Origin of the sequence: Spirilliplanes yamanashiensis, from assembly GCF_016863475.1 — a bacterium.
GTDB classification, from domain to species: Bacteria; Actinomycetota; Actinomycetes; order Mycobacteriales; family Micromonosporaceae; genus Spirilliplanes; species Spirilliplanes yamanashiensis.
The window spans coordinates 178,414-193,853 of sequence record NZ_BOOY01000016.1; the positions used below are offsets into that span (position 1 = coordinate 178,414).

At 75.0% G+C, this 15,440-nt stretch carries 14 protein-coding genes; 7 read left to right on the forward strand and 7 right to left on the reverse strand.

Annotated features, from left to right (window positions below; all coding sequences use genetic code 11):
• Positions 1-9: 9 nt before the first annotated feature.
• The 4 genes from Sya03_RS11710 to Sya03_RS11725 all read right to left on the reverse strand — a co-directional run bounded on the left by Sya03_RS11710 (position 10) and on the right by Sya03_RS11725 (position 4,784).
• Complete coding sequence (locus tag Sya03_RS11710) at positions 10-1,095, reverse strand: ABC transporter permease (protein WP_203938256.1); 1,086 nt, start codon at positions 1,093-1,095, stop codon at positions 10-12.
• Positions 1,092-2,111 (reverse strand): ABC transporter permease, encoded by a 1,020-nt coding sequence (locus tag Sya03_RS11715; RefSeq protein ID WP_239107376.1) that lies wholly within the window; start codon positions 2,109-2,111, stop codon positions 1,092-1,094. Before Sya03_RS11715 ends, Sya03_RS11710 begins: the two co-directional genes overlap by 4 nt.
• Positions 2,108-3,682 carry a sugar ABC transporter ATP-binding protein gene (locus tag Sya03_RS11720; RefSeq protein ID WP_203938257.1) on the reverse strand — a complete coding sequence of 525 codons (1,575 nt, stop codon included), beginning with the start codon at positions 3,680-3,682 and terminating at the stop codon, positions 2,108-2,110. The genes Sya03_RS11715 and Sya03_RS11720 overlap by 4 nt, the downstream gene beginning before the upstream one ends.
• 64 nt (positions 3,683-3,746) lie before the next feature.
• Positions 3,747-4,784 carry an autoinducer 2 ABC transporter substrate-binding protein gene (locus tag Sya03_RS11725; protein ID WP_203938258.1) on the reverse strand — a complete coding sequence of 346 codons (1,038 nt, stop codon included), beginning with the start codon at positions 4,782-4,784 and terminating at the stop codon, positions 3,747-3,749.
• A 183-nt stretch (positions 4,785-4,967) separates the two neighbouring features.
• On the opposite strand from Sya03_RS11725, the gene Sya03_RS11730 reads away from it, so the two are divergent.
• Positions 4,968-5,984 (forward strand): LacI family DNA-binding transcriptional regulator, encoded by a 1,017-nt coding sequence (locus tag Sya03_RS11730; RefSeq protein ID WP_203938259.1) that lies wholly within the window; start codon positions 4,968-4,970, stop codon positions 5,982-5,984.
• Here the strand turns inward: Sya03_RS11730 and Sya03_RS11735 are convergent.
• On the reverse strand, positions 5,981-6,325 hold the full coding sequence (locus Sya03_RS11735; RefSeq protein WP_203938260.1) for an L-rhamnose mutarotase: 345 nt from the start codon (positions 6,323-6,325) through the stop codon (positions 5,981-5,983). The genes Sya03_RS11730 and Sya03_RS11735 overlap by 4 nt on opposite strands.
• Positions 6,322-7,551 (reverse strand): PP2C family protein-serine/threonine phosphatase, encoded by a 1,230-nt coding sequence (locus Sya03_RS11740; protein ID WP_239107377.1) that lies wholly within the window; start codon positions 7,549-7,551, stop codon positions 6,322-6,324. Before Sya03_RS11740 ends, Sya03_RS11735 begins: the two co-directional genes overlap by 4 nt.
• A gap of 114 nt (positions 7,552-7,665) precedes the next feature.
• Between Sya03_RS11740 and Sya03_RS11745 the strand changes: the two genes are divergently transcribed.
• From Sya03_RS11745 to Sya03_RS11765, 5 genes are all read left to right on the forward strand, one after another.
• Positions 7,666-8,106, forward strand: coding sequence for an ATP-binding protein (locus tag Sya03_RS11745; protein ID WP_203938262.1), 441 nt, complete (start codon positions 7,666-7,668; stop codon positions 8,104-8,106).
• A 116-nt stretch (positions 8,107-8,222) separates the two neighbouring features.
• The gene (locus Sya03_RS11750) at positions 8,223-9,077 is read left to right on the forward strand and encodes an ABC transporter ATP-binding protein (protein ID WP_203938263.1); all 855 of its coding nucleotides are present in this window, start codon (positions 8,223-8,225) and stop codon (positions 9,075-9,077) included.
• A 5-nt stretch (positions 9,078-9,082) separates the two neighbouring features.
• On the forward strand, positions 9,083-10,075 hold the full coding sequence (locus Sya03_RS11755) for an ABC transporter substrate-binding protein (RefSeq protein ID WP_203938264.1): 993 nt from the start codon (positions 9,083-9,085) through the stop codon (positions 10,073-10,075).
• Entirely contained in the window at positions 10,072-12,192 is a 2,121-nt protein-coding gene (locus Sya03_RS11760) for an iron ABC transporter permease (protein WP_203938265.1), read from the forward strand. Before Sya03_RS11755 ends, Sya03_RS11760 begins: the two co-directional genes overlap by 4 nt.
• Before the next feature lie 8 nt (positions 12,193-12,200).
• A complete protein-coding gene (locus Sya03_RS11765) occupies positions 12,201-13,088 on the forward strand; it encodes a siderophore-interacting protein (protein WP_203938266.1) in 888 nt (295 codons plus the stop codon).
• A gap of 116 nt (positions 13,089-13,204) precedes the next feature.
• On the opposite strand, the gene Sya03_RS11770 is transcribed toward Sya03_RS11765, so the two are convergent.
• Positions 13,205-14,575 carry an MFS transporter gene (locus tag Sya03_RS11770; protein ID WP_203938267.1) on the reverse strand — a complete coding sequence of 457 codons (1,371 nt, stop codon included), beginning with the start codon at positions 14,573-14,575 and terminating at the stop codon, positions 13,205-13,207.
• A gap of 169 nt (positions 14,576-14,744) precedes the next feature.
• On the opposite strand from Sya03_RS11770, the gene Sya03_RS11775 reads away from it, so the two are divergent.
• Positions 14,745-15,440 carry a response regulator transcription factor gene (locus Sya03_RS11775; RefSeq protein WP_203938268.1) on the forward strand — a complete coding sequence of 232 codons (696 nt, stop codon included), beginning with the start codon at positions 14,745-14,747 and terminating at the stop codon, positions 15,438-15,440.

Below are 15,440 nucleotides of genomic sequence, written 5' to 3' on the forward strand. Positions count from 1 at the left end.
GATCCTCCATCAGCGGGATCCGCCGTAGCGCCTGTTGGTGAGGCCGTTGAGCAGGGCGGCGAAGACGAGCACCGTGCCCAGGGCGAGGAGTTGGTACTGGGCGCCCTCGTTGCCGACGAAGGCGAGCAGGATGCCGGCGTTGAGCCACACCACGAGCAGGGTGGCCAGCACCACGCCGGCGACCCGGCCGACGCCGCCGGTGATGGCGACGCCGCCCAGCACGGCGATCGTGATGGCGGGCAGCGCCATGCCGCTGCCGGAGACGCCGGCGTCGGGCCGGGCGGACGCGAACTGGCCGACGGTGACGACGGCGACGAGCCCGGAGATCAGCCCCGCGTACACGTACGCCTTGAACCGGGTGTCGCGGACCTCGATGCCGGCCCAGCGGGCGGCCACGTCGTTGGTGCCAATGGCGTAGAGCCGGCGGCCGTACGCGGTGCGGGTCAGCAGCACCCACACCACGACGACGGTGGGCAGCAGGAACGTGAAGATGCCCAGCGGCACGTCCGGGATGTACTGGCCGATCAGCGGCAGCTCGACGGAGCCGCTGAGCGAGTACAGGTCCTGGATCGGCGGGGTGCTGATCGGCTGCTGGTCGTTGGCGACGATCGCGATCGACTTGTACGCGTAGAACGTGGCCAGCGTGGCGATGAGCGCCGGGAAGCCGATGTAGCTGACCAGGAAGCCGTTCACCGCCCCGCACAGCGCGCCGAACACGGCGGTGACGACGATGGCGAGCCACAGCGGCCAGCCCCACTCGCCGTAGCCGAAGCCGAACACCATGCCGGCCAGCGACACGATCGCGCCGACGGACAGGTCGATGCCGCCGCGGCCGGACATGATGACCAGCAACTCGGCCAGGCCGAGCATCGCCAGCGGGACGGCGTTGATGAGCGACGCCGACATGTAGTCGAAGTCGTAGGGGGCGGTCAGGTAGCCGCCCGCGTCCTGGACGAAGAACGTGACGACGACGGCGACGATGAGCACGGCCAGCAGCGCGATGCGCTGGGTGAGCAGGACGCGCAGGACGCGCCCGGCGGCGGACTCCCGGGCCGGTTCGGCGACGGGCTGGGGGGCGGGCGGGGCGATGGTCATGACGTCCTCCGGGCCCGGGCGCGGGCGCGCAGCAGGTCGGCGCCCACCGCGACGATGATGAACACGCCGACGAACAGGTCGGACAGCTGCGACTTCCAGCCGAGCTGGGTGACGCCGGACGTGACGGTCTGCACCAGCAGCGCGCCGAGCAGGGTGCCGAGCACCGAGCCGCGGCCGCCCATGATGGACGTCCCGCCGATGACGACGGCCGCGATGACGGCCAGCTCCTTGCCGCTGCCGACGGACTGGTCGAGCGTCGAGGTGCCCTGCGCGATGAGGAAGCAGGCGGCCAGCCCGACGAGCAGGCCGGTGACGACGTAGGCGAGCAGCACCCGCCGCTGCACGCGCACCCCGGCCAGCCGGGCGGCGTGCGGGTCGCCGCCGATGGCGAAGAAGTGCCGGCCGCCGGCGGTGTGCCGCAGGTACCACCACGCGGCCGCGGTGATGGCGACGGTGATGAGGAACGCGTGCGGCAGGCCCAGCGTGCGGCCCTCCTGCCCGCGGCCGAAGAACGCCAGCGTCGCCGGGATGCCGTTGACGGTGCGGGAGCCGAAGATCTGCAGGCCGAGGAACAGGAACAGGTTCGCGGTGCCGAACGTGATGATGATGGCGTGCACCCGGCCGTACGCGATGAGCAGGCCGTTGAGCAGGCCCAGCAGGCCGCCGGCGGCGACGGCGAGCAGCACCGCGACCGGCAGCGCCACCTCCTGCTCGACCAGCGCCTTGGCGGTGATCACCGAGCTGACCATCATGGCGGCGCCGACCGAGACGTCGATGCCGCCGGTGATGATGACGATGGTCATGCCGACGCCGACCAGCGCGATCGGCGCGGTCGCCACGAGCAGCGGCTGCAGCGACCCGGCGGTGAGGAACGCCGGGGTGGTCAGCGCGAGCGCCACCCACAGCACGGCGATGACGCCGACGAGGATCAGCTCCTGGCCGGTGACCGGGGACGGCAGCACCCGGCCGCGCGGCGTGACCGGCGCGGCGGGCGGCTGGAGCGTCTGCGTGCTCACGCGGCGGCCTCCTTGTCGTGGGGCTGGTCGTCGGCGGACCCGGCGGCCGCGGCCAGCACGTCCACCTGGGTGGCGTCCGGGCCGAACTCGCGGGTGGTGGTGCCGCCGCGCACGACCTGGATGCGGTCGGCGATGCGCAGCGCCTCGGGCAGGTCGGACGTGACGACGAGGACCGCCGTGCCGCCCTCGGCGAGCTCGGTGATGATGCGGTGGATCTCCTCCTTGGCGCCCACGTCGACACCCTGGGTGGGCTCGGCGAGCACCAGCACGTCGGGGCGGCGCACCAGCTGGCGGGCCAGCACGACCTTCTGCGCGTTGCCGCCGGACATGGCGCCGATGGGCTGCCGCTCGTGCGGCGTCTTCACGGCGAGCCGCTTGATCAGGTCGACGGCGACGGTGCGCTCGCGGGCCCGGTCCAGGAACACGCCGAGGCGCGACAGCAGCTTGAGGTGCCCGGCGGAGATGTTGAACGCGATGGACTGGAACGTGAACATGCCCTCGACCTTGCGGTTGGCGGGCAGCAGCGCGATGCCGAGCCGCTGGGCCTCGCGCGGCGAGCGCGGCGCGACCGGCCTGCCGTTCAGGAGCAGCTCGCCGCCGGTGGCCCGGTCGATGCCGTAGACGCAGGCGGCGATCTCGCTGACGCCGCTGCCGACCAGCCCGTACAGGGCGACGATCTCGCCGGAGCGCACGCCGAGGTCGACGTCGTGGAACCGGCCGTCGCGGGTCAGCCCGCGCAGCTCCAGCACGGGCGGCCCGGCGGGCACCTCGCGGTGCGGGCGCTCGTCGGACAGCACCCCGCCGACCATCAGCTCGGCGATCTGCCGCACGCTCAGGTCCGCCATCGGGTACGTGCCGATGGTCTCCCCGTCGCGCATGACGGTCACCTCGTCGGCGATGCGGAACAGCTCGTCGAGGCGGTGCGAGATGTAGATGACGGCGACGCCGGTGGCGGTGAGGCGGCGCACCACGCCGAACAGCACCTCGATCTCGGCGTCGGTGAGGATGGCGGACGGCTCGTCGAGGATCAGCACGGTGGCGTCGCCGGACAGCGCCTTGGCGATGGACACCTGCTGCTGCTCGGCGATGGACAGGCTGCCCACGTCGGCGGTGGCGTACCTCGCCGGCAGCCCGAGCAGTTCCAGCAGCTCGACGACGTGGGCGTTCTGGGCGGCCCAGTCGACGCGGGGGCCCTTGCGCAGCTCGCGGCCGAGGAAGATGTTCTCGGCGACGGTGAGCTCCGCGAACAGCTGCGGTTCCTGGTAGACGGTGGCGATGCCGAGCGCCATGGCGTCGGTGGTGGTCGCGATGGCCACCTCGGCGCCGTCGAACTCGATGCGGCCGGCGTCGGCCGCCTCGACGCCCGACACGATCTTGATCATCGTGGACTTGCCGGCCCCGTTCTCGCCGACCAGGGCGTGCACCCGGCCGGCCTGGACGGTCATGTCGGCGTTGCGGATGGCGCGCACCGCGCCGAACCGCTTGGCGATGCCGGTCAGGCGCAACCGGGGGGTGTCCGCGGCGGCCGGCGGGGCGGTGGCCGGCGCGGCGGGCGTCTCGTTGACGGTCACCGTGGTCCCTTCCTCGCGGGCGCTCCGGGCGGCCGTGACCGCCCGGAGCGCCTCCACCGGCGGCTCAGTAGCTGAACTTGTCGACGTTCTCGGTGGTGATCGCGAGGGCCGGGCCGAGCAGCATGGTCTTGGTGCTCTCGTCGTAGGCGACCGCCGGCAGCGCGGAGCTGACGTTGTTGGTGGCGGCGAACGGCTTGCCCGCGGCGAGCTGGGCGCCGGCCCAGGCGGTCAGGTAGCCGAGGTTCTCGACGTCCCACAGGATCGAGGCGGACGACGACTTGTCGGCCAGGTACGGCTTCATCGACTGCGGCGTGCCGAGGCCGACGGTGAAGACCTTGCCGACCTTGCCGGCGTCGCGCACGGCCTGGGCCACGCCGGGCGCCGAGGAGGTGCACTCCCCCACCAGGCCGGTGAGGTCCGGGTGGGCGTTCATCAGGTCGGTCGCCATCTGGGTGGCCTTGGCCTGGTCCTCGCCGGCGTAGACGACGTCGACGATCTGCGCCTCGGGGTACTTCTCCTTCGTGTACGCCTGCTGCACCTTGATCCAGGCGTTGAGGTTCTCGGCGGTCTGGCCGCAGGAGACGATGGCGTACTTGCCCTTGCCGCCCATCGCGGTCATCAGCGCGTCGGTGAGGCCCTGGCCGATGCCCTCGGCGGACGCCTGGTTGACGAACACCTCGCGCACCGAGTTGGGCGCGTCGGTGTCGGAGGTGGCCACGTGGATGCCGGCGTCCTTGGCCTGCTGCAGCAGCGGCGCCATGGAGTCGGGGTCGTTCGGGGCGACGATGAGCGTGTCGACCTTCTGCTGGATGTACGAGCGCACGATGTCGGCCTGGGCGGCGGCGTCGGCCTGGGTCGGTCCCTGGTAGAGCCACTCGACGTTGCCGAGCTCCTTGGCCGCCTTCTGCCCGCCGGTGTTCATGGCCTCGAAGTAGGGCACGCCCTGCAGCTTCGGCACGAACGCGACCTTGTAGGTCTCGCCCGCGGTGGCGCCGGTACCGGTGCCGCCGTCGGTCTCGTTCTTCTTCGTGCAGCCGGTGAGGGCCAGTGCGGCCACGGCGGCGACCGCGACGCCGCGGGCGAGCGTTCCATTGAGGCGCATGAATACTCCTGGAGGTGCGGCCCGCGGGCGGGCATCGGGGAGGATGATGATGTTGAAACGTTTCATAGGAGCGGGCCCTCACGTTACGAATGTGTGAGCTACGTGTCAAGGTTTTCGCTCAGCGTGACCGCCACCGCGATTGAAACGTTGTAGTAGCCTGTCGCGGCAGACGAGCGGAGGCACATGGCAGGGGCCAGCATCAAGCAGGTCGCGCAGCGGGCGGGCGTCTCGCTCGGCACGGTGAGCAACGTGCTCAACCGGCCGGACACCGTCGCCGAGGCCACCCGGCAGCGGGTGCGCGAGGCCATCGCGGCGCTCGGATACGTCCGCAACGACTCCGCCCGCCAGCTGCGCGCCGGGCACAGCCGCACCGTCGCGATCGTCGTCCTCGACGTCGCCAACCCGTTCTTCACCGACGTGGTGCGCGGCGCCGAGGAGGTGCTGGAGGAGTCCGCCGCCATGCTCGTCGTCTGCAACAGCGGCGAGGACGCCGGGCGCGAGGGCCGGCACCTCGACGCCCTGGAGGAACAGCGGGTGCAGGGCATCCTGTTCACCCCCGTCGGCGACGACCACGCCGACCGGCTCGAACGCCTCGCCCGCCGCGGCATCCCCACCGTGCTCGTCGACCGCGGCGCCGGCGCGACCAGCCGCTGCTCCGTCGCCGTCGACGACGTCACCGGCGGCCGCCTCGCCGTCGCCCACCTGCTCTCCCGCGGCCACCGCCGCATCGGCTTCGTCGGCGGCCCGTTCGGCATCGGCCAGGTCGCCGACCGCTACGCCGGCGCCCAGGCGGCCGTCGCGGGCACCGGCGCCGAGCTGCGCACCGTCGAGACCACCGGCCTCACCGTCGCCGCCGGGCGCGCCGCCGCCGCCCGCGTCGCCGCCCTGCCCGACGCGGAACGCCCCACCGCCCTGTTCTGCGCCAACGACCTGCTCGCTCTGGGCGCCCTGCAGGAACTCACCCTGCGCGGCGTCCGCGTCCCGCACGACCTGGCCCTCGTCGGCTACGACGACATCGAGTTCGCCGGCGCCGCCGCCGTGCCGCTGTCGTCGGTGCGCCAGCCCCGCCACGAACTCGGCCGCACCGCCGCCCGGCTGCTGCTCGAGGAGACCGGCGGCGCCACCCCGCACCGCCACCAGCACGTCATCTTCCAGCCCGAACTGGTCGTCCGGCACTCCAGCGACCACGCCCGCCGCTAGTCGTCCAGGGCGGCCAGCTGCTGCTCGAGCTGGAACACCGGGGTCAGCAGCAGGAACCCCTCGTCCGGGCGGCGGTCGTCCAGGCCGGTGAAGAACCGCGCCATCTCGGCCTGCCAGCGGGCGTTCACGTCGGTGCGGGCCATCGCTGCCTGGGCGCGTTCCAGGCTCTCGGCCTCGACGTACCCGACGAGCAGGCCGTCGTCGCGGGCGAACAGCGAGTAGTTGGTCCAGCCGGCGTCGCGCAGGGCGCGCAGCATCTCCGGCCACACCCGCGCGTGCCGCTGCGTGTACTCCGCCAGCAGCTCCGGGCGCACCTGGAGCAGGAAGCAGTAGCGGTTCACCGCGGCACCGCGCCGCCCGTGCGGCGCAGCACCAGCATCGCCACGTCGTCGGTGGGGCGGTCGGCGAGCCCGGCCGCCATGATGGCGTCGCAGACCGCGTCGGCCGGCGCCGCCGACGTGGCGGCCAGGAGGCGCTCGATGCCCTCGTCGATGATCTCGCCGCGGCGCTCGACCAGCCCGTCGGTGTAGCAGACCAGCACCGCGCCGGGCGGCAGGCCGACGACCGTGGTGCGGCGGGCCCGGCCGCGCGCCGGGCGGGTGCCGGCCGGCGGGTCCACCCGGACGTCCGCCAGCCGGGCCGGCTCGCCCGGCGCCGCGACGACCGGGCGCAGGTGGCCGGCCAGCGACACGTGCGCGGCCGAGCGGTCGGGGCTGATCATCGCGTACAGGACGGTGGTGAGCTGGCCCGCCTCGAAGTGCACGATCTTGCGGTCGAGCAGCGTCAGCGCCTCGGCCGGGTCGTCGCAGATGAGCGCGTACGACCGCAGCGCGCTGCGCACCCGCCCCATGATCACGGCCGAGCCGAGGCCGTGGCCGGACACGTCGCCGACCACCACGCCCAGCCAGCCGGACGGCAGGCCGAACACGTCGTACCAGTCGCCGCCGACGCCCAGGTCGTTGCCCGGCACGTAGCGGGCGGCCAGGTCGAGCCCGGCGGCGGCGGGCAGCCGGGCCGGCAGCAGGCTGCGCTGCAGCGCCATCGCGGCGACCTGGTCGAGCCGGCGCGTCCGGGCCTGGCCGGCCGAGGCCGCCCGGTCGGCCACCAGTTGCAGCAGCTCGACGTCGTCGTCGGTCCACAGGCGCGGGATGAGGCTGCCGACGTGCAGCACGCCGGCGAGGTCGCCGCCGGCCAGCATCGGCACCCCGAGCAGCGAGCGGACGCCCTTCTGCAGCAGGATCGGGCTCACCACGTCGGCGGCGGTGACCTCGGCGAGGGTCAGCGGCCGCCGGTTCGCGGCCACCCGCCCGGCGAACCCGTGCCCGACCGGCACCCGCACGGACTGCCGGACCTCGTCCTCCAGGCCCTTGGCGGCGGTGACCACCAGGTGGTCGGTGTGCTCGTCGAGCAGCAGCACGACCGCGGTGTCGACGCCGAGCAGGTCGACGACCCGTTCCAGCAGCTCGTCGAGCAGGTCGGCCACGTCGAGCCGGGACAGCGCCGCATCGGTGACCGACTCGAGCCGGCGCAGCCGCTCGTCGCTCCTGATGCCGCGGGCCGTCTCCACGCAGCAGAGCCTAAACGGACCGCCCGATGATCGGACCGCCATCTCCCGCGCCGCTCCGGACGGCAATTCCGATCTTCATGCGTATCGGACACCACACGGGGGTACAGGAGGGCGGTGGAGACGGTGTGCCTGCGGTTCGACCACGGGACGCCCGCGTCCGTGGCCCGGCAGGCCGTGCGCGAAGCCCTGCGGACGTGGGACGTCGTGGACGACGACGGGGACACGCTGACGGTCGCGACCGAGCTGATGCAGAACGTCACCCAGCACACCGGCAACGGCGGCCAGCTGACGCTGGCGCTGCGCCGCGAGGCCGGCCGCGACGCGGTGATCGTCGAGTGCGCCGACGCCGACCCGCACCGGCCGGAGCCGCTGGCCCGCGACCTGCAGCGCCCCGGCGGGCGCGGCCTGATGATCGTCGCGGCACTGGCCCGCAGCTGGGGCACCCGCGCCGCGGTGTGGGCCGGGCACACCGGCAAGGTCGTCTGGGCGGAGCTGGTCTTCGCGGCGTCGCCCCGCACCCGCACCCGCGAGACGGAGCTCGGCCAGGCCGGCTGAGCCCCTCGGCCCGCGTCACCGCCTGGGAGCGGGCACACCTCGGACGGCCGCGGCGCTCGCCGCGGCCGTCGCCGTCCGTGTTGACGCCAGCCTGAGGTAAGCCTTACCTTACCGCCGTGTCCGATCGTCGAGAATCACCCGGGGCCACCGGCCTGCGCGGCGTCGACCTGCGCCTGGGCTACCACGGCTCGGCCGTCGTGCACGGCGTCAGCCTGGCCCTGCGCGCCGGGGCCGTGACCGCCCTGGTCGGCCCGAACGGCAGCGGCAAGTCCACCGTGCTGCGCGCCCTCGCCCGGCTGCACCGGGTGGACGGCGGCGACGTCCAGTTCGGCGACGGCGCGTCCGCCCGCGCCCTGTCCGTGAAGGACTTCGCGCGCCGCGTCACGCTGCTGGCGCAGAGCCGGCCGGTGCCCAGCGGCGTCACCGTGCGCGACGTCGTCGGCTACGGCCGCCACCCGTACCGCGGGCGCTGGCGCGCCGACGACCCCGGCGGCCCCGCGGCCGTCGCGCGCTCGATGGAGGTCACCGGCGTGTCCGCCATGGCGGACCGGCCGGTCGACGAGCTGTCCGGCGGCGAGCTCCAGCGGGTGTGGCTGGCCACCTGCCTCGCCCAGGACACCGGCGTGCTGCTGCTCGACGAGCCCACCACGTTCCTCGACCTGCGCTACCAGGTGGAGATCCTCGACCTGGTCCGCGACCTGGCCGACCGGCACGGCGTCGCCGTCGGCGTCGTGCTGCACGACCTCGACCAGGCCGCGGCCGTGGCCGACCACGTCGTGCTGCTGCGGTCCGGGCGGGTGCGCGCCGCCGGCACCCCGCACGAGGTGTTCACCGAGGACAACCTCACCGAGACGTACGGCATCCGCATCGAGGTCTGCGCGGACGCCGTCACCGGCCTGCTGTCCACCCGGCCGGTCGGCCGGCACACCCGGCGGCAGCCGGTCCTCACCCCGTCCCTCAGCGAGAAATGACGACGATGATCCGTTCCCGACTGGCGGTCCTGGCCGCCGCCGTGACCGCCGCCGCCCTGCTCACCGCGTGCGGCACCACCGAACAGGCCGCCTCCGCGCCCGCTGCGGGCGGCTCGTCCGCGCCGGCCGGGCCCGTCACCGTCACCGACGCCCGCGGCAAGGCCGTCACCCTCAAGGCGCCGGCGACCCGGGTCGTCGGCCTGGAGTGGGGCGAGACGGAGATGCTCGTCGGGCTCGGCGTCATGCCCGTCGGCGTGGCCGACACCAAGGGGTACGCCACCTGGGTCACCGCCGCCAAGCTGGACGCGGCCGTCAAGGACGTCGGCACCCGCAGCGAGCCCAGCGTCGACGCCATCGTCGCGCTGCAGCCCGACCTGGTGGTGATGGAGGCCGAACGCGACTCCGCCCTGGTCGGCCAGCTGGAGAAGTACGTGCCGGTGATCGTCGCCAAGGGCAGCGACGCCGCCGACAACCTCGCCCGCATGCGCACCGACCTGACGATGATCGCCACCGCCGTCGGCAAGGCCGACCGGGCGCAGCAGCTGCTCGCCGACTTCGACGCCGCCCTCGCCGCCGGTAAGGCGAAGATCGCCGCCGCCGGCGCCGCCGGCCGGCCGTTCGCCTTCGCCGACGGCTGGAAGGAGGGCAGCACCGTCAGCATCCGGATGTTCGGCCAGGGGTCGCTGGTCTCCCAGGTCGGCATCGGGCTCGGGCTGCGCAACGCCTGGACCGGCAAGGTGGACGAGGTGTGGGGGCTCGGCCAGACCGACGTCGAGGGCCTCACCGCCCTGAAGGCGCCGGACGTGCGGTTCTTCTACAACGCCTCCGACGGCGTCGACGTCTTCGCCGACGGCCTCGCCGGCAACGCGATCTGGACCTCGCTGCCGTTCGTGCAGCAGAAGCAGCTGCACCGGATGCCCGACGGCATCTGGACGTTCGGCGGCACCCTGTCGGCCCAGCAGCACATCGACGCGTTCGTCAAGGCCTACACGGCTTGAGCACCTCCACCGTCACCGCACCGTCCGGGCCGGCCGTCGCGCCGGCCCGGACGGCGGCGCCGGCGCGGCTGCGCACCGCCACGGCGTTCACCGCCGCGGCCGCCCTGCTCGCCGTCGTCGCCGCGGCGCACCTGACCCAGGGCACCTCCGCGGTCGGCGCCCTCGACCTGCTGCGCCTGCTCACCGGCGCCGAGGACCCGGGCACCGCCGACGCCACCCGCGTGCTGGTGTCGTCCCGGCTGCCCCGGCTGCTCACCGGCGCCGCCGTCGGCGTCGCGCTCGGCTTCGCCGGGGCCGCCCTGCAGTCCGTCGCCCGCAACACCCTGGCCTCCCCCGACACGCTCGCCGTCAACGCCGGCGCCCACCTGGCCATCGTCGCCGTGGCGGCGGCCGGCATCAGCCTGCCGGTGCTGAGCGCGGGCGGGCTCGCGTTCGGCGGCGGCCTGGCGGCGGCCGCGTTCGTCATGGCGATCTCGGCGGGCGGCCGCGCCGGCACCACCCGGCTGATCCTGGCCGGCTCCGCCACCATGCTCGCGCTGTCGGCGCTCACCACGCTGCTGCTCCTGCTGTTCGAGCAGGCCACCACCGGCCTGTTCGCCTGGGGGCACGGCTCGCTGGTGCTCGGCGACCTGACCGCGTTCAGCCAGCTCGCCCCCGTCATCGCCGGGGCCGCCGCCGCGCTGGTGCTGCTCGGCCGCCGCCTCGACATCCTCGCCCTCGGCGACGACACCGCCGCCGTGCTCGGCGTGCACGTGCGCCGGGTCCGGCTCGGCGCCACCCTGCTCGCCGTGCTGCTCTGCGCGGCGGCCGTCACCCTCGCCGGGCCGGTCGGCTTCGCCGGGCTCGTCGCCCCCGCCGTCGTGCGGCTGCTCGGCCCCCTGCTGCCCGGGCTCCAGGCGCACCGGGTGCTGCTGCCGCTGTCCGGGCTCACCGGCGTGCTCATCGTGCTCGGCGCCGACGTGCTGCTGCGCGCGGCGCTCGGCGGGCAGGCCGGGGTGGACGTTCCCACCGGCGTCGTCACCACGATCCTCGGCGCCGTCCTGCTCGTCTGGCTGGCCCGCCGGCACCGCGACGCCGGGCCCACCCGGCGCCCGCCCGGCGGCCACGCCGCCGTCCGCTCCCGCGCCTTCCACCTGACCGTCGTGGGTGTCTGCGCCGTGCTCGCCGTCGCCGCGCCCGCGCTCGGGATGCTCGCCGGCGACACCTGGGTCCTCGGCGGCGACGTCGTCAACTGGCTGCAGGGCCGCACCGGGCCCGCGTACACCTTCGTGCTGGACCAGCGGTTCCCGCGGGTCGCCGCGGCGCTGCTGGCCGGCGCCGCCCTCGCCGTCGCCGGCACCACCGTGCAGGCGGTCTGCCGCAACCCGCTCGCCGAGCCCGGCATGCTCGGCATCACCGCCGGCGCCGGCGTCGGCGCGGTCACCCTGCTGACGTTCGTCCCGCTCGCCGGGGTGTGGGTGATGACCGGCGTCGCCGGCGCGGCCGCCCTGCTCACCTTCGCGCTGGTGTACGGGCTGGCGTGGCACGGCGGGCTGGACTCCGACCGGCTGGTGCTCATCGGCATCGGCGTGTCCGCGGGCTGCGCCGCCGTCACCACGTTCGTCGTCGTGGTGTTCGACCCGTACAACACCGCCAAGGCGCTCACCTGGCTGTCCGGCTCCACCTACGGGCGCACCGCCGAGCAGGTGGCGCCCGTCGCCGTGGCGCTGGCCGTGCTCGTCCCGCTGATCGCCGCCGCCCGCCGCCACCTCGACCTGCTGACCCTCGACGACGACACCCCGCGGGTGCTCGGCGTCCGGCTCGAACCCGCCCGGCTGCTGGCGCTCGGCGCGGCCGCCGTGCTCACCTCGACCGCCGTCAGCGCCGTCGGCGTCATCAGCTTCGTCGGCCTCGTCGCCCCGCACGCCGCCCGCGCGCTCGTCGGCGGCCGGCACGCCCGCGTGCTGCCCGTGGCGGCGCTGCTCGGCGCGATCCTCGTCAGCCTCGCGGACACCGCCGGGCGCACCGTCATCGCCCCCGCCCAGGTCCCCGCCGGCCTGGTCACCGCCATGATCGGCACCCCGTACTTCGTCTGGCTGCTCTGGCGCTCCCGCTTCGCCTCCACCCGGGCCCGATAGGAGACACCGTGACATCGACCCTCGCCGTCGCCCCCTGGCGCACGTTCGCCACCGAGGTCCGCGCCGTGCGCCGGCTCAGCCCGTCGTTCCTGCGGGTCACCCTCACCGGGCCCGACCTCGACCGGTTCGCCGACAACGGCTGGGACCAGCGGATCAAGGTCGCCGTGCCGGTGCCGGGCACCCGGTTCCCGCACGGCACCGCCTGGTACGAGGGCTGGCGCGCCCTGCCCGACGCCGAGCGCCCGCCGCTGCGCACCTACACCGCCCGGCACGTGCGCGCCGACCGGCGCGAGATCGACGTCGACTTCGTCCTGCACGGCGACACCGGCCCGGCCGGGCGCTGGGCGCTGCGCGCCGCGCCGGGCGCCGAGCTGGCCGTCGTCGGCCCCGACGCGGGCTACCCCGGCACCCACGGCGGCATCGAGTTCCGCCCGCCGGCGGGCTCCGCCCTGCTGCTCGCCGGCGACGAGACCGCCGCCCCGGCCATCTGCGCCATCCTCGAACGCCTGCCCGCCGACGCCACCGGCCACGCGCTGCTGGAGGTACCCGGCGAGGCGGACGCCCTGCCGGTCGCCGCCCCTGCCGGCGTCTCCGTCACCTGGCTGCCCCGCGGCACCGCCGCGCACGGCAGCCGCCTGACCGCCGCCGTCACCGCCGACTCGCTGCTGCCGGCGCTGCGCGCGTCCGCGGCGGCGGGCCGCGACGACACCGCCGCGGACACCGGCATCCTGTGGGACGTCCCGGACGCCCCCGCCGAGACCCCGGTGTACGCGTGGCTGGCCGGCGAGGCCTCGACGATCCGCGGGCTGCGCCGCCACCTGGTCAGCGAACGCGGGCTGGACCGGCGCGCGATCGCGTTCATGGGCTACTGGCGCCGCGGCCACGCCGAGAACTAGCGGGCGAACCTCAGCGTCAACCACGGCCCGGTGGTGGCGGCGTTCGTGCCGTCGCCCGAAAACGCCGCGCGCAGCCGGTACGGCCGGCCGGCGGTGCGCCCGCCCGCTCCCCCGGGTCAGCCCCGGCCGGAGCTGCTCCGGCCGCCGACTGTTCCGGCCGCGGGCGCCGCGGGTTGAGGCGAGCGCAGCCAGCCGCGTTCGGCGAGGGCGACGCGGACCGGGCGGACGACCACGCCGTCCTCGGCGAGGCGGCGGCGCACCAGGTGGCGGGTGCGCAGGATGCCGGCCACGCCCACGACGCCGACCAGGTACTGCACCGCCATCGCGACCTTGAAGTCGGCGATGGCGTAGGTGGCGGCGCCGCCGGTGCGGGCGTCCAGGATCAGGCCGATCAGCAGGATGGTCAGCAGGGACGCGACGAAGCCGCCCACGTTGACGATGCCGGTGGCGGTGCCGAGGCGGTTCGGCGGGTTGAACGTGCGGGCGAACTCGAAGCCGATCATCGAGCCGGGGCCGCCCAGCCCGAGGGCGAGCACGAGCAGCACCAGGACGGGCAGCGGCGCCGCGCCGGGCCAGGCGAGCACCAGCGCCCACCCGGCGGCGTTGGCGGCGATCACGCCGAGCACCAGCCAGGAGCGGCGCATCGGGTGGCGCTGCACCAGCACGCCGATGACCGGGCCGGCCGCGATGCCGGTCAGCACGAACAGGGTCAGCAGCGCCCCGGCCGTCGCGCGGCTGAGGCCCTGCCCGGCGACGAGGAACGGGAAGCCCCACATCAGCGCGAACACGGTGCCGGGGAACTGGGTGGTGAAGTGCGTCCACAGGCCCAGCCGGGTGCCGGGGTGGCGCCACGCGCTGCTCAGGTCGCCGCCGAGCTGCCGCAGCGACACCGCCTCGCCGGAGCTGACCCGCCGCTGCGGGGTGTCGCGCAGGGCGGCGGCCGCGGCGGCCGCGACGACGAAGCCGGTCCCGGCGGCCGCGAGGAACGCGGGCGTCCACCCGGCGTGGCCGAGCAGGGCGGCCAGCGGCACGGCGCTGAGCACCTGACCGGCCTGGCCGACGAGCCCGGTGAGCTGGGTGATCACGGGCACCCGGCGGGACGGGAACCACTGCGGCACGAGCCGCAGCACGCTGATGAACGTCATGGCGTCGCCGGCGCCGACCAGGATGCGGGCGGCCACGGCGCCGCCGGTGTCGGCGGCGAACGCCATCAGGGCCTGGCCGGCCGCCATGAGCACCGCCCCGGCCACGATGAGCCGCAGCGAGCCGAACCGGTCGAGCAGCACGCCGACGGGCACCTGCAGGGCGGCGTAGACGAGCAGCTGGAGCACGGCGAACGAGGCCACCGCGCTCGCGCCGATGCCGAAGTGGGCCTGCGCCTCCAGGCCGGCGACGCCGAGCGAGGTGCGGTGCAGGACGGCCACGACGTACGCGGCGAGCGCCGCACCCCAGACGATCCAGGCGCGGGCTCCGGGTCGCAGGACCACTGTGCTGCCTTCCACTCGAATGCCGGGCCGTGGTCAACCCTGTCTCGCGGGCGCGCCCGGCCGCAACGGTGACGGGCCGGCAACGGCGTGTGTCCGGTCACGGTGGCCGCCGTTCAACCGCGGCGGCCCCCGCGCCCGTATCCCCCGCCGTGACGAGGGACACGGCGCGATGAGGGTGCTGCTGGTCGAGGACGACGACTCGATCGCGGAGCCGCTGGCCGACGGGCTGGCCCGGTACGGGATGGCGGTGCGGCGGGTGGCCACCGGGGCGGCGGCGCTGGCCGCGCGTCCCGGCGAGCCGCCCGCCGAGATGGTGCTGCTCGACCTGGGCCTGCCCGACATCGACGGGCTGGAGGTGTGCCGGCGGCTGCGCCGGGACGGCGACGTCCCGCTGATCATGCTGACCGCGCGCGGCGACGAGGCCGACCGGGTGCTCGGCCTGGAGCTGGGCGCCGACGACTACCTGGCGAAGCCGTTCAGCGTGCGGGAGCTGGTGGCGCGCATGCACGCGGTGGGCCGCCGCACCCGCCCGGCGGCGACCGCGGGCGACGGGTCGTTGCGGCTGGGCCCGCTGGCCGTCGACCGGCGCACCCACGAGGTGCGGCTGCGCGGCGAGCCGGTGGCGCTGGCGCCGAAGGAGTACTACCTGCTGCTGGCGCTGGCCGCCGACCCGGGCGCGGTGGTGCCGCGGCGGCAGCTGCTGGAGTCGGTGTGGGCGCCGAACTTCTTCGGCCCGGGCAAGACCCTCGACTTCCACGTGGCGAGCCTGCGGCGCAAGCTCGGCGACCCGGCGTGGATCGAGACGCGGCGCGGCGTCGGCTTCCGGCTCGTCGTGCCGGGGGCCGGGCGAACTTCAGCCGTGTAG

Bases quoted from the DNA above. Each gene is read 5' to 3' on its own strand.
- Sya03_RS11755 (WP_203938264.1), top strand. From the start codon at position 9,083: ATGATCCGTTCCCGACTGGCGGTCCTGGCCGCCGCCGTGACCGCCGCC.
- Sya03_RS11730 (WP_203938259.1), top strand. From the start codon at position 4,968: ATGGCAGGGGCCAGCATCAAGCAGGTCGCGCAGCGGGCGGGCGTCTCG.
- Sya03_RS11775 (WP_203938268.1), top strand. From the start codon at position 14,745: ATGAGGGTGCTGCTGGTCGAGGACGACGACTCGATCGCGGAGCCGCTG.
- Sya03_RS11725 (WP_203938258.1), bottom strand. From the start codon at position 4,784: ATGCGCCTCAATGGAACGCTCGCCCGCGGCGTCGCGGTCGCCGCCGTG.
- Sya03_RS11710 (WP_203938256.1), bottom strand. From the start codon at position 1,095: ATGACCATCGCCCCGCCCGCCCCCCAGCCCGTCGCCGAACCGGCCCGG.